This window comes from Methanosarcina thermophila TM-1 (assembly GCF_000969885.1).
Classification (GTDB): domain Archaea; phylum Halobacteriota; class Methanosarcinia; order Methanosarcinales; family Methanosarcinaceae; genus Methanosarcina; species Methanosarcina thermophila.
The window spans coordinates 2,421,878-2,434,605 of record NZ_CP009501.1 but is presented as its reverse complement, the minus strand read 5'-3'; the positions used below and the strand labels follow the sequence as shown (position 1 = coordinate 2,434,605).

Annotated in this window: 11 protein-coding genes; 4 read left to right on the top strand and 7 right to left on the bottom strand. The window is 41.7% G+C overall.

Features of this window, described 5'->3' with window-relative positions:
- The first annotated feature begins 7 nt into the window (after positions 1-7).
- The 4 genes from MSTHT_RS10505 (at position 8) to MSTHT_RS10490 (ending at position 4,550) form a co-directional block, all read left to right on the top strand.
- The gene (locus MSTHT_RS10505) at positions 8-1,078 is read left to right on the top strand and encodes a formate--phosphoribosylaminoimidazolecarboxamide ligase (protein ID WP_048167741.1); all 1,071 of its coding nucleotides are present in this window, start codon (positions 8-10) and stop codon (positions 1,076-1,078) included.
- 236 nt (positions 1,079-1,314) lie between these two features.
- Positions 1,315-2,646 (top strand): ATP-binding protein, encoded by a 1,332-nt coding sequence (locus MSTHT_RS10500; protein ID WP_048167740.1) that lies wholly within the window; start codon positions 1,315-1,317, stop codon positions 2,644-2,646.
- A 193-nt stretch (positions 2,647-2,839) separates the two neighbouring features.
- Positions 2,840-3,343: a 3-isopropylmalate dehydratase small subunit gene (locus MSTHT_RS10495; RefSeq protein ID WP_048167739.1), complete on the top strand. Its 504-nt coding sequence runs from the start codon at positions 2,840-2,842 to the stop codon at positions 3,341-3,343.
- Between the two features lie 79 nt (positions 3,344-3,422).
- On the top strand, positions 3,423-4,550 hold the full coding sequence (locus tag MSTHT_RS10490) for an isocitrate/isopropylmalate dehydrogenase family protein (protein ID WP_048167738.1): 1,128 nt from the start codon (positions 3,423-3,425) through the stop codon (positions 4,548-4,550).
- A gap of 82 nt (positions 4,551-4,632) precedes the next feature.
- Here the strand turns inward: MSTHT_RS10490 and MSTHT_RS14595 are convergent, their stop codons facing one another.
- The 7 genes from MSTHT_RS14595 to MSTHT_RS10460 all read right to left on the bottom strand — a co-directional run bounded on the left by MSTHT_RS14595 (position 4,633) and on the right by MSTHT_RS10460 (position 12,346).
- Positions 4,633-4,815, bottom strand: a complete 183-nt coding sequence (locus tag MSTHT_RS14595; protein ID WP_156149752.1) for a hypothetical protein — start codon at positions 4,813-4,815, stop codon at positions 4,633-4,635.
- Positions 4,816-4,866: 51 nt separating this feature from the next.
- Complete coding sequence (locus tag MSTHT_RS10485; RefSeq protein ID WP_048167737.1) at positions 4,867-5,478, bottom strand: ABC transporter ATP-binding protein; 612 nt, start codon at positions 5,476-5,478, stop codon at positions 4,867-4,869.
- A complete protein-coding gene (locus MSTHT_RS10480) occupies positions 5,468-6,481 on the bottom strand; it encodes an oligopeptide/dipeptide ABC transporter ATP-binding protein (RefSeq protein WP_048167736.1) in 1,014 nt (337 codons plus the stop codon). The genes MSTHT_RS10485 and MSTHT_RS10480 overlap by 11 nt, the downstream gene beginning before the upstream one ends.
- Positions 6,482-6,515: 34 nt before the next feature.
- The gene (locus tag MSTHT_RS10475; RefSeq protein ID WP_048167735.1) at positions 6,516-7,373 is read right to left on the bottom strand and encodes an ABC transporter permease; all 858 of its coding nucleotides are present in this window, start codon (positions 7,371-7,373) and stop codon (positions 6,516-6,518) included.
- The gene (locus tag MSTHT_RS10470; protein ID WP_048167734.1) at positions 7,370-8,362 is read right to left on the bottom strand and encodes an ABC transporter permease; all 993 of its coding nucleotides are present in this window, start codon (positions 8,360-8,362) and stop codon (positions 7,370-7,372) included. Before MSTHT_RS10470 ends, MSTHT_RS10475 begins: the two co-directional genes overlap by 4 nt.
- Positions 8,363-8,603: 241 nt before the next feature.
- The gene (locus MSTHT_RS10465; protein ID WP_231588077.1) at positions 8,604-10,322 is read right to left on the bottom strand and encodes an ABC transporter substrate-binding protein; all 1,719 of its coding nucleotides are present in this window, start codon (positions 10,320-10,322) and stop codon (positions 8,604-8,606) included.
- Between the two features lie 425 nt (positions 10,323-10,747).
- Positions 10,748-12,346: an ABC transporter substrate-binding protein gene (locus MSTHT_RS10460; RefSeq protein ID WP_048167733.1), complete on the bottom strand. Its 1,599-nt coding sequence runs from the start codon at positions 12,344-12,346 to the stop codon at positions 10,748-10,750.
- Between the last annotated feature and the right edge of the window lie 382 nt (positions 12,347-12,728).

Sequence of the window (12,728 nt, the reverse complement as noted above, 5' to 3'; positions counted from 1 at the left end):
ACCAATCATGATAACAAAACAGCAGATTCTGGAATTTCTGAAAGATTACGATTTAGAAAACATCACAATTGCGACAGTCTGTTCTCACTCAAGCCTTCAAATCTTTGATGGAGCTCGAAAAGAAGGCTTCAGAACTCTGGGAATCTGCGTTGGCAAACCTCCCAAGTTTTATGAAGCTTTTCCCAAAGCAAAACCTGATGAGTACCTTATTGTCGATAACTATGCCGATATAATGAATAAGGCTGAGGAACTCAGAAAGAAAAACACTATTATTATTCCACATGGCTCATTCGTTGCTTATCTCGGCACGGAAAATTTTGCAGAGCTGACTGTGCCTACTTTCGGAAACCGGGCTGTGCTCGAATGGGAGTCGGACAGGAACAAAGAGCGGGAGTGGCTACTTGGAGCAGGTATCCACATGCCCAAGAAAATTGACGACCCTCGCGATATCAATGGACCTGTAATGGTTAAGTATGACGGAGCAAAGGGCGGAAAAGGTTTCTTCGTCGCAAAAACTTATGAGGAATTCAATGAACTCATAGACCGCTCCCAGAAATATACAATTCAGGAATTCATTACTGGAACCCGCTATTACCTGCATTATTTCTACTCACCTATCAGAAACGAAGGATACACTTTAAGCAAGGGCAGCCTTGAACTACTTAGCATGGACCGCAGGGTAGAATCCAATGCCGATGAGATCTTCAGGCTGGGCTCACCCAAAGAGCTCATAGAAGCAGGCATTCGCCCGACATACGTGGTCACAGGGAACGCACCCCTTGTAGCAAGAGAATCCCTACTACCCCTCATCTTCTCTCTCGGAGAACGGGTAGTTGAAGAATCCCTGGATCTTTTTGGAGGGATGATAGGAGCTTTCTGCCTTGAGACGGTCTTTACAGATGAACTTGAGATTAAGGTCTTTGAGATCTCGGCTAGAATTGTTGCAGGAACAAACCTTTACATTTCAGGCTCACCTTATTCGGATCTGATGGAAGAAAACCTCTCAACTGGAAGGAGAATCGCTCGGGAAATCAAAATAGCTATCGAGACCAACCAGCTGGATCAGATAATATCCTGAACAAATACCCTGAACACAAGAGTTTTTCACAAACCTTCTCAAAGCCTTTTGAGAAAAGGTTTTTGATCAAACTTTTTTCTAAAAAGCTTGCGATCAAGCTTTTTTCGTAAAAGGGTTGTAGCACAACGGTTTCAATTCAATAGTTTTTAATCAGATCGTAAGGGTTTAAAAGTTTAGTTTTATTTTATTACTTCAAAACAAATTATTTTAAATAGTTTTCAGTCCGATACTGTCTGATGCAGAAAGTCGAAAACAAACAGCTCAGACCTACTTTTGGGGGGAAGGTTGCCGGGACTTTGCATGTGCTCGGAAATGAAGAGAATCCCGGAAAAGGTTTGCTCTCCATTGGAAATTACATGGCACTGGATCATTCCAGAGGGGCTGCCGTTTATCTCGATGCCTTGAAACCTCATGTTGTTTTGATCTGCGGTAAAAGAGGGTATGGGAAATCCTACACTATGGGCTGCTTACTTGAAGAACTTTCTCTTCTTGAGCCGGATATTAAGAGAAGGCTTGCATCCTTTGTTATTGATACCATGGGAATTTTCTGGACAATGAACTACCCAAATACGTTTGAAGCCCCAACGCTGAAAAACTGGAATTGTGCTCCTGTTGGGCTTGAGGCTGAGATTTTTGTGCCTGAAGGGAAGGTTGAGGCTTACAGGAAACGGAATATTAATGTAAAGCCCTTTTCCATTCCGGTGAGAGAACTTTCAGGAAACCAGTGGTGCAGGATTTTTAATATAGAGGAGGTTTCTCCCCCTGGAATTCTTCTGTTAAGGGCAGTCGAATCTCTCAGAGAAAGAGGAGATACATACTCTTTTGAGGAAATCCTCAGCGAGATAGCCAGGGACACACGCTCGGATGAGGCTTCGAAAGGGGCTGTAGAGAATTACTTCAGGGCAGTAAATTCCTGGGGGCTTTTCTCAAAAGAGGGGACATCACTATCAGCACTTGTATCAGGCGGGAAGACAACTATTCTTGATGTGAGTACACTTGAAAATGAAAACGTCTGTGCAGCAACAGTGTCAATTCTTGCGGGTAAGCTGTATGAGGCAAGACTTGAGGCAAGAAGAGCCTACGAAAAGAAGCTCATGGGAGAAAAATCCTTTGAGGAAGAGTTTCCCATGGTCTGGCTCTTTATAGATGAGGCTCATATTTTCGTACCTGCAAAGACTGAGGGGCTTGCCTCGAAAGTACTTATTAACCGCTGTCTCAGGCAGGGCAGACAGCCTGGACTCTCCCTGGTTCTGGCAACGCAGAGACCTGCAAGCCTGCATCCTGATGTCGTTTCCCAGAGTGATCTTCTTATCTGCCACAGACTCACGGCAAGTGATGATATTCTGGCTCTTGAGGCGTCGCGTCCTCTTTATATGCAGGAAAGCATTCAGGCTTACCTTAAGAAGATGGGGAGCGAAAGAGGGGCTGCTCTGATTGTGGATGACCATTCCGAGTCAGTTCATCTTGTACGCATCCGTCCGAGGTTAAGCTGGCACGGAGGAGGAGAACCGAATGCTCTTGAGCCTTATTACGAGGAAGAAAGCAGTGAAAATTCAAACCAGCAATAAAGATACTGGTTCCTGAAGGTTTTTCAGGAAACTCAGGAATGAAAAGATGAAAATTGTTAACCAGCTTTTATATAATGTCAGAAAATAATTTAAATATTACCTGTGATACTTCAACCCTGTGAATACAGCTAAGTGCAAGCTGTAAGAATTCTAATATAGCAGCATTTAATTGCAGCAAACGATCGGTGATGATATGAAAGGAAGAGCCTGGAAGTTCGGAGATGACGTGGATACCGATGCAATAATTCCTGGAAGGTACCTGATTTACAATACCCCTGAAGAGCTTGCAAAGTACACGTTTGAAGGCGTGCGCCCCGAATTTGCAAAAAACGTGCACGAAAATGACATCGTGGTCGCAGGAAGCAATTTTGGTTGCGGTTCATCACGCGAACACGCACCCCTTGCCCTGAAAGGAGCAAAGGTAGCCTGTGTAATTGCAAAGTCTTTTGCAAGGATATTTTTCAGGAATGCAATAAATATCGGACTCCCTGTCCTGGAATGCCCTGACACTGACAAAATCGATGACGGAGATGAACTTGAAGTAGACCTTGCGACAGGAGTTATTATAAACAAAACAAAAGGTGAGACTTACCAGGCGACCCCTCTCCCTGATTTCGTACGCGAAATCGTAGATGAAGGAGGGCTTATAGAATATGCCAGGAAACTGGTCACCGAGCGCTCAAAAACAGAAAATTAGTCCTGAGACACACCTGTCCGTATTTGACAGCTCGCGGTAAAATGGCAGTTTTACCCGAAAATTTTAAAGGAGTGAAAGTATGACGCAGTATAAGATTCCGGTTCTCCCAGGAGACGGGATAGGCCCAGAAATTATCGCCGAAGGCAGAAAAGTTATAGACGCCGCTGGTGAAAGATTCGGTTTTGATGTAGAATGGATTGAATACCCGCATGGGGCAGATCACTACCTTGAAACAGGTGAACTGATTTCAGAAGAAACCTTAAAGGAATTATCCAGATATCCTGCCATTTACCTTGGTTCCATTGGAGACCCCAGAGTTGCCCCCGGAATTCTTGAGAAAGGAATCTTATTAACTGCACGCTTCTACTTTGACCAGTACATTAACCTCCGCCCCATAAAACTCCTTGATGGAGTCTGGACCCCTATCAAGGATAAAACCTCAAAAGACATCGACTTCGTGGTTGTCAGAGAAAACACCGAAGACTTCTACATAGGAATTGGCGGCAGGGCAAAAAAAGGAGAGAGCAAAGATCTCCTTGAAGTCAGGCGAACACTCTATTCCGCAAAATTCGGGCTTGATATCGAGACAGACAGCGAAGAAATAGGATACCAGATAGGTTTGATCTCCAAAGAAGGCACGAGAAGAGTTATCGAGTATGCCTTTGACCTTGCTGGAAAACGTAAAAAACACGTTTCGTCCGTTGACAAGGCAAACGTACTTTCCGACATTTACGGCTTCTGGAGAGAGGAATTCAATGAGGTTTCCGCAAAATATCCCGATATTACCACAGATTTCAACTTTGTTGACGCCATAACCATGTGGTTTGTGAAAAACCCGGAATGGTTTGATGTGGTCGTAACTCCTAATATGTTCGGAGATATAATTACAGACCTTGGAGCCATGATCCAGGGCGGCCTTGGGCTTGCTCCCGGCGGAAATATCAACCCAACAGGCACAAGCATGTTTGAGCCTATTCACGGTTCAGCTCCGAAATATAAGGGCCAGAATAAAGTCAACCCGATTGCCACAATCTGGGCAGGTGCCATGCTAATAGAACAGCTTGGAGAGAAAGAAGCCTCAGATATGATAGTAAGCGCAATCCAGAAAAATATCCTGGACGGCAAAGTTAGAACCTACGACATGGGCGGCAGGAGTAGCACCTCGGATGTCGGGGATGATATTGCAAGGAGAATAAAGGAAGAATAATTCAAAATCTTCCTATTCTGTATCTTTTTTTAACTAATTTCTGATTAAAGAGAACTTCCAGAATAAAAACTCGCCCAAGAGTTCATTTTGTTTCTCGTAGCTTATTTTCAGGAAAACTCCTGCATGGAAGAATTTCATATTTAAAGATCCCGTTTCTACAGCAGGGTCGTCCTCCGTTATTTTCTGGTTTCTTCATTTTGCTGAAAATTCCGATTCCTTTTACATCGATATCGTCAATCCCAGGACTCATTATTGGGATTCTCATGTAATTTATTTAACTATTAACAATATTCCGCTCTAAAAGTTCTATTTTTACTCAAGCACTGGATATATCTTTTAAATAAATTATATCATGGCATACTCTATTAATTAAATTCCTGTCATGGCTTACGACCAGTACTCCAATATTAAGCTCCTCAACTATACCCAAAAGTACATTCCAGATCTGAGCCTGAGTAATAGCGTCTACCATTGTAGTTATTTCATCGGCAATTAAAAACCTGGTTTTAGGGCTTAAAGCCCGGGCAAGAGCGAATCTCTGGAGTTCGCCTCCGGAAAGCTCATTTGGCCATCGATTAAGCCAGCTCTTTTTTATCCCGAATGAGTCTAAAATATCCTGTGAAACGGTATGCCCTTCATTTAAGATATCTTTCATTTTCCATTTGGGATTTACAGCCTTTTCCGGATGCTGGAAGATAAGTTGAACCGGGTTATAGCCTTTTGCCGGGAGAGGTTTTCCATCTAGACTCACTTTTCCCTTATACCTGGTTTCATAGCCAGCTAATATCTTACATAAGGTTGATTTTCCGCTTCCGCTATCTCCAACCAGTCCCATTATTTCTCCACTGCCTAAAGAAATATTAACATCTTTTAAAATTAAATTATCTTTTTTGTATCCGAAAGTGATATTTTCGCCTTTAAGATACATTGTTGCACCTCACCACTCCTCCATTGACCTGCCTAAGCTCAGGGATACCCTGAGAGCATAGAGCTTTCTTTTTGGAACATCTTTCATAAAAGATGCATCCATCAAAGACTTCATCTTGCATTGGTTGATGACCTTTAATTACCTGGAAGTTATTCTGGGGAAGTGCGTTCCAGAGTGCACGGGTGTATGGATGCCTCAGGTTTTCACCATTATTCTTAAAATCCTCAACATTAGCTACCTCCAAAACAGTGCCAGCGTAGAATACTGCAATCTTATGAGAGACTTTTAATGCAGCCTCTATATCATGAGTTATGAGTATCACTGCACAGCCTCTATCTGCCATGTCTTTTAGGTAACTCAGGGTCTCATTCAGGGTTTTCTCATCTAACCCCGGTGTCGGCTCATCTGCAATTATAAGTTTTGAGGAGCGTATTACGGCAGTGGAGACAAGAACTCTTCGAATCATCCCTCCTGAGAGCTCGTGAGGGAGCATTCCTTCAACTTCCGATTTTAAATTATACCTTTGAAAGATCTCTCTCAGGAGTTTCCTCATTAAGCCCTTATCTTTCTTCTCAACGCACCCTATCACCTGATCGGAAATTTTCATTAAAGGATCAAGATAGGTTGTAGCCTGCGGAATCAGGGCTATTTCTTTACCTCTTAATGCTTCCTTTCTTTCCTGGGTAAGCTCTTCGCCATCGTATTCTATTTTACCACTGAGTTTTGCATTTGAAGGCAAAATTCCTAAAATCGAGTGAGCCAGAAGACTTTTACCGGACCCGCTTGATCCAACAACAGCCAGGATCTCGCCTCTATAAGCCTGTATACTTAAATTAGAGATCACTTTCAACTCTGTTTGTCTAAGTCCCGAAGTATATTGAGTGAATGAAAGTGAAAGATCCTCTACATTTAATAAAACCTCAGCTTTTCTCTTTTTCCCATCAACTGTCTTAAATGCAGTAACTGGCTCTGCTTTAGTCCTTAGTTCAACTTTATTTCCCATATTTCACACCCTCTAAACATAACTAAAATATTTTTTATTCGTGAGCTTTTTTCGGATTCATTAACTTACCCAAATTTTCTCCAATCAAATCAAATGCCAGGACTACAATTAGCAGGGATAATCCTGGGAAAAATGCGAGCCACCAGTATCCTGCTGAGAGGTATCGCATAGATTCTGATAGGATTATACCGATTGCAGGCTCGTGCGGTGAAAGTCCGAAACCCAGAAATGTTACCGAGGCTTCGTGTAAAATCGCATGTGGGAACATTAAAATCGTGCCTAGAAGTATCTGTGGAATCAGATGTGGCAGGATGTGTTTTCTAGCTATCCACCACTTTGACCTGCCAAGATTCCTGGAGATATGAATGTACTCCTGGGTTTTCAGTTGCTTGATTTCTGCTCTTACGACCCTTGTTAAGCTCGGCCAGTGGGTTAATGCAACTCCGATGATAACTCCTGTTGCTCCTCCACCAATCCCAATGGAAATGAGAATTATCAAAAGAAGATGAGGAATTGAAAGAAACAGGTCTACCAGCCAGGATACAAAAGCGTCTGCTGTCTTTCCTGCACTTGAAAGTAAGCCTAAAATTAAAGTAAGCACTGTACTAATAGCGGAAGCAAAGCCTCCAACCAGTATACTTAGACCCAGCCCCTCAAGGGTTCTTACGAACATATCTCTTCCCATCCAGTCCGTTCCGAATGGATGCTCCAGAGAGGGGGCAAGATTTTTTGCACCAAAATTAGTCTGTAATGCTTCCCCATCCAGATATATGCTGGAAATTACAATTGCAAGTAATAAAAGTGAAGTTGAACCTATAATTAAGAGGGTTTTCTGTCTCAGGTTTAATCCTCGGAATAATCCGCTGTTAACTGTTACAACAGCAGTACTCATATCGATGCCTCCTGCTGCTTTATCCTTGGATCAATGAATTCATAGATAATATCAGCAATCAGATTCCCAAAGAAAACAAATATAGCACTGAAAATTACTATTCCCAGGAGCAGAGGCACATCAGACCGTAATCCTGCAGCTACTGCAGCCTGCCCGATTCCGGGATATGAGAAAACCTGTTCAACAAGGACTGTCCCTCCGAATAATTCACTGAAACTTAAAAACTGCAGGGTAATTGCTGGAAATGCGACATTCCGGACCCCATGCCTTAATACCAGATCCAGTCCTTTTTCGCCTCTTGCTTTTGCAAATAATACGTAGTCGCTGGACAGGACTTCTATTAATTTTTCTCGAGTGAACATTGTAATTTTGGCAATGTCCAGTAAACTCAAAGTCAGTGCAGGGAGAATTAAACGCTCAAGCCAGTCAAAAAAGGTCACATCTTCAGCTCTAACACCTATAGGCACACTTAACCCTATTGGGAACCAGCCAAGATATACTGAAAAGATCATCAGAAACACCAGTGCCAGCCAGAAAGTCGGTGCAGCAGCCAGAGTGTAACAATAAGTTTTTATCGCCTTATCTACCCAGGTTCCCTGTTTCGCACCCGCTACTATTCCTAAAATAAAACCCAGGATTCCTGCAAAAAGCCATGAGACTCCCATTAAAACAAGGGAAGCTGTAAATCTTTCTTTAATGACATCAATTACAGGCACTCTATAAATCAATGAAGTTCCGAAATCACCTTTGATAATATCTCCAGCCCAGTTCAGAAATTTTTCCTGTGGAGGCGTGTTAACCCCCCAGTACTCTTCAAGTTTGGCTTTGTGCTCTGGAGTTACAGGCATTTCGCCAATATAAGCTCTAACAGGATCTATAGGTGAATATTGAATAAGCATGAAACTTGCAAAACAGACAAAAACCAAGAGGCTTATCAACCTGAAGGTTTTTTTCCCTATAAAACCCACTATTTTCTCATTATTTGACACGTTATTCCCTCGTACATTAACTGTTACAATGAAGGCTCTTTTATCATGACTACAGAACTATGAATGGTTTTCAGAGACTTTCAGAAGCTCCCGTATCATTTCAAACCATCATTGGATTAAATCTGACAAAGACGATGTTTTACCATCCCACTGGATTATTTTTCCCCAGATTTCCACCTTGAAATAAGAAAAATGGTAGAAATGAGTGATATCTGTACATTATAGATACAGGCTCAACCACTCATTCCAAGGTCGGGTTGGCTGGGTCTACCCTTTTCCACTCATAGATATTTCCTAGAATATCAGATCCTGCGTTTTTTTGAGGAGTTCCTATATCCAGAGTCTCATCTATCATATAGAGATAGTCAGTTGTCACCAGCCAGAGCCAGGGTGCATCTCCCGCAGGCCCAAAACCCGTATTTCCATCGTATGCAGCTAACTGCCAGTATTTTATAGCCTCATCTTGATCTTCCGATTTTAAAGCTGCCTCCAGATATCCATCTACAACAGGATTACTGTAAAGTCCCGGATTTCTGTATGTATCATCTGGCTCTTTGCTGTGGTATTGCAGGTATAAGGTATGGGTATCGATATTGCTGAAAGCGTATAAGACAGCTGAATTGTATTGATTGGCATATATTTCATCCCAGCTTGCGCCTACAAGGTCTATTTTTATACCTAATTTTCTGGCTTGTTCGCTTACAGCTACAGACAGAGCCTGCCTTATCGGGTCATCGGAAGAATAGTACAGTTTAAACTGTGCTTTAGTTCCGTTCTTTTCTCGAATTCCATCGCCGTCAGTGTCTTTCCATCCCGCATTCTCCAATATTTTTTTGGCTTCTTCGGGATTTGAGTCATTAATTCTGGCTTCGGGGTTTCCATATTCCCGTTGATCTACTCCAGTATATTCTACGTCTCCTTTTCCAGAGAGTACTCCTTCAAGCAGGGCTTTTCTATCTATACCTATGTTCAAAGCTTTTCGAATTGCTATATCGGCTGTTACATTATTGCCTATGGGATCTCCCTTGAGGCTCTTTTCACCGGTGTCATTCTGCATTGGGAACGAAACTCCCAGTGCTCTTGATGCCGGGAGAGCTACTAATCTATATCCGTCTATAGTCTGATTTGCATGGCTAATTTCGATCTCGGCTATATCCACTTCACCAGACTTTGCGGCTGCAAATGCAGTATCTTTATCCAGAAACAGCATGGTTATTTTTTTGAAATACGGTTTTTCTCTGTAGTAATCTTCGTTTAGTTCGAAGATTGCCTGTTGACCTTTGTCCCATTGCACCAGTTTATATGGTCCTGACCCTATTGGATTGGAGCCATAGGTTTCTTTTTCGTATGCATGTTCCGGCACAATCCCAACATACCTGAGTTTCCATATGAAACTGGATTGAGGTTCTTTTAATTCAAATTCAACAGCAGTATCATTTATCGCAGTAGCTTTCTTGAGATTACTCATATCCAGCTCGGAGTTACTTCCGATTGCTGTATTAAATGTAAATGCCACATCTTCTGCGGTTAGCTTTTCACCGTCCGTGAACCTGACGTCATCTCTTATATTTACAGTCCAGATTTTTCCATCCGAGCTAATTGAATAATTCGTAGCAAGATCGTTTATCATGCTTCCATCGTCAGCTGATTTAAAAAGAGTACTCTGTATCAGCGGCTCGAAGTTCACATGACCGCAACCCCATCCAAGAAGCGGGTCAAATCCAGTTTCCGGCTCGCCTGTGTGCCCATATACATTCACAACCAGTTCATCCGAACCCTGAGAAACTAATTCTTCAGAACTTCTGAATATTGATTCATCAGAAACCTGAGAAGTTGAGCTTGCTGGCACATCCCCTTGTACGAAAATAAGAGCAAGCGCAATAATTAAGGCTACTGCCCCTATGAACAAATACTGCTGGTCTTTCTTAATTTGAATTCCTCCTTCTTTACCAAAATTCAAAACATCTGAGCAAGATTGAGCTGTTAAATAAGAATGAACTATTTGGAAAGATTTTTAACTGTCATAAGTAAACATGAAAATAATTTATTGAATATTATTTTTCTGACTAAAAGTGGTAACGAATGTTACTTATTACTAGGAAGTTAAGACAACTAAATTAAACCAATCTTACTATAAATAAATTCCGAAATGTATGTGTTACTAAATCCTTGTTTTTAAGTAAGCTAGTATTACTAAATAGAAAATATCTTTTTATTCTGTATATTTAATTGGTTGAAATATTAAGGATTAAGGAGCGAAAAATGTAAAATGTAATGAATCATCAAAATGAATCATCAAAAAGAGTCATACTGAGGAGTTTTGCATCCTCAGCTTTAATAAAAAGAGCACAGAAACAGTTTGTGCGCTGAGACTCACTTTTCGGTTTAATTTGCTGTACGCTTCCATTCCAGAATGTTGCCGAAAATATCTGCGCCATGCGGCTGTATTCTGGGAGTCCCGATATCTAAATTCTCATCCATAATATACACATAGTTAATAGTTGCAATCCAGAGCCATGTGGCATCTCCCTTTGCAGAGAAACCCGTCGTTCCATCCCAGGCAGCCAGTTGCCAGTTTTTATTAGCTGTTTCCAGATCAACACTGGTTATGGCTTTCCTCAGATAATTATCAACGACTGGATTGCTGTACATTATTATATTGTTGTAGCTTGAAGGATCGTAACTTTTACTGTAATATTTCAGATACAGGTCAGCCGGATCCAGCGAACCAAAACCGAAAAGTACTGGAGTTGAGTGCGCCAGGGTATCTATCTCGTTCCAGCTTTTACCTACGATTTTAATATTTATACCCAATTTTCTGGCTTCCTCACTCAATGCAATTGCTAATGCCTGCCTATCCTGAGCATTTGCAGGATACAGAAGGGTAAATTCGGCTTCCAAGCCATTTTTCTCAACAATGCCGTCTCCATCAGTATCAATCCAGCCGCCTTCGGTTAAAATTTTCTTTGCTTCCTCTATATCTCCGTCTTCGAAAATAGCTTCCTTATTACCCCATGGCAGCTTATCTACGCCAGTGAATTCTTCTTTTCCCTGCCCGTTTAAAGCCCCTTCAATCAGTGCCTGCCTGTCTATCCCGATGTTCAGAGCTTTTCTTATTGCAGGGTCAGAAGTCACATTATTTCCGATTGCATAGCTGTTTTCGGTTTTTTCTCCAGTATTCGGATTCATGGGGAAACTTATCCCACGGGCATCTATGGAATCAAGGGACACTATTTTCATCCCAGGTACTTCCTGATTGGCGTAAGAAGCAGGAATTTCAGCTAGATCGACCTGTCCTGCCTTTGCTGCTGCAAAAGCAGAGTCTGATCCCATAAAGAGCATAGTCAACTTTTTGAAGTACGGCTTCTGTCCGTAGTAATCCGGATTTGCTTCAAAGATTACCTGCTGCCCTTTATCCCACTGCACAAACTTATATGGACCCGAACCTATTGGATTGGATCCGTAAGTTTCAGCGTTGTAAGCATGCTCAGGGACAATGCCAAGAGCTACCAGTTTATTGATGAAGGTAGATTGAGGATCGTTCAACTCAAATTCAATGGTATAATTATCGATTGCTGTTGCCTTTTTCAGCATGGACAAATCTATATTTCCACCTGCATTTGCTGCTGTATTAAATGTGAATGCCACGTCTCTGGCTGTTAAAGGCACTCCATCATGGAACTTAACATCGTCCCGTATTGTAACGGTCCACTTCAGTCCATCGCTGCTGATCGTATAATTTGTAGCCAGATCATTGATCAGGTTTGCCTCGCTATCCCTTTTGAAAAGAGTGCTCTGAACCAGAGGTTCTCTGCTGTTTCCCCAACCGGCAATCGGGTCAAAACCTGCTTCTGGTTCTCCTCCGTGTGTACCTACTGCTACCACAAGTTCCTCCGAACCCTCAGAAACCAATTTATCCGAACCTTCGGATACAGATTCATCAGAAACCTGGGAGATGGGGCTTACTGACTCGCCAGCCGGCATGAAAGCAAAAGCAGCTGCGACAATTAGAGCTATTACCCCTATTAAGAGATATTGCTGGTTTTTCTTAATTTAAACTCCTCCTTTCTCTCAGTTATTTGAGTTATTGCAATAGTATTACGTTACTGGGGGCGTTTTAAATAATTTATAACCTATAAAATAACACGTATAAAATAAAAATTAATACTATAGCAATACTTTTTAAGCTAAAATTAAGATTACATAGACTAAAACCCTTTGTTATAAATACTTTCCTAAATATAGATAATACTAATTAGTAGTTTTAGAGAAAATTGTGTTACAAAATCTGACCCATGATAGATACAGTATTCCTTTATTCGTGATCATGATTTTGAAGGAAATGCTTAATGAACGGGATAATTGG

Excerpts from the sequence above, each read along its gene's own strand:
- MSTHT_RS10505 (WP_048167741.1), top strand. The coding sequence starts at position 8 with ATGATAACAAAACAGCAGATTCTGGAATTTCTGAAAGATTACGATTTA.
- MSTHT_RS10500 (WP_048167740.1), top strand. The coding sequence starts at position 1,315 with ATGCAGAAAGTCGAAAACAAACAGCTCAGACCTACTTTTGGGGGGAAG.
- MSTHT_RS10495 (WP_048167739.1), top strand. The coding sequence starts at position 2,840 with ATGAAAGGAAGAGCCTGGAAGTTCGGAGATGACGTGGATACCGATGCA.
- MSTHT_RS10490 (WP_048167738.1), top strand. The coding sequence starts at position 3,423 with ATGACGCAGTATAAGATTCCGGTTCTCCCAGGAGACGGGATAGGCCCA.
- MSTHT_RS14595 (WP_156149752.1), bottom strand. The coding sequence starts at position 4,815 with ATGAGAATCCCAATAATGAGTCCTGGGATTGACGATATCGATGTAAAA.
- MSTHT_RS10485 (WP_048167737.1), bottom strand. The coding sequence starts at position 5,478 with ATGTATCTTAAAGGCGAAAATATCACTTTCGGATACAAAAAAGATAAT.
- MSTHT_RS10480 (WP_048167736.1), bottom strand. The coding sequence starts at position 6,481 with ATGGGAAATAAAGTTGAACTAAGGACTAAAGCAGAGCCAGTTACTGCA.
- MSTHT_RS10475 (WP_048167735.1), bottom strand. The coding sequence starts at position 7,373 with ATGAGTACTGCTGTTGTAACAGTTAACAGCGGATTATTCCGAGGATTA.
- MSTHT_RS10460 (WP_048167733.1), bottom strand. The coding sequence starts at position 12,346 with ATGCCGGCTGGCGAGTCAGTAAGCCCCATCTCCCAGGTTTCTGATGAA.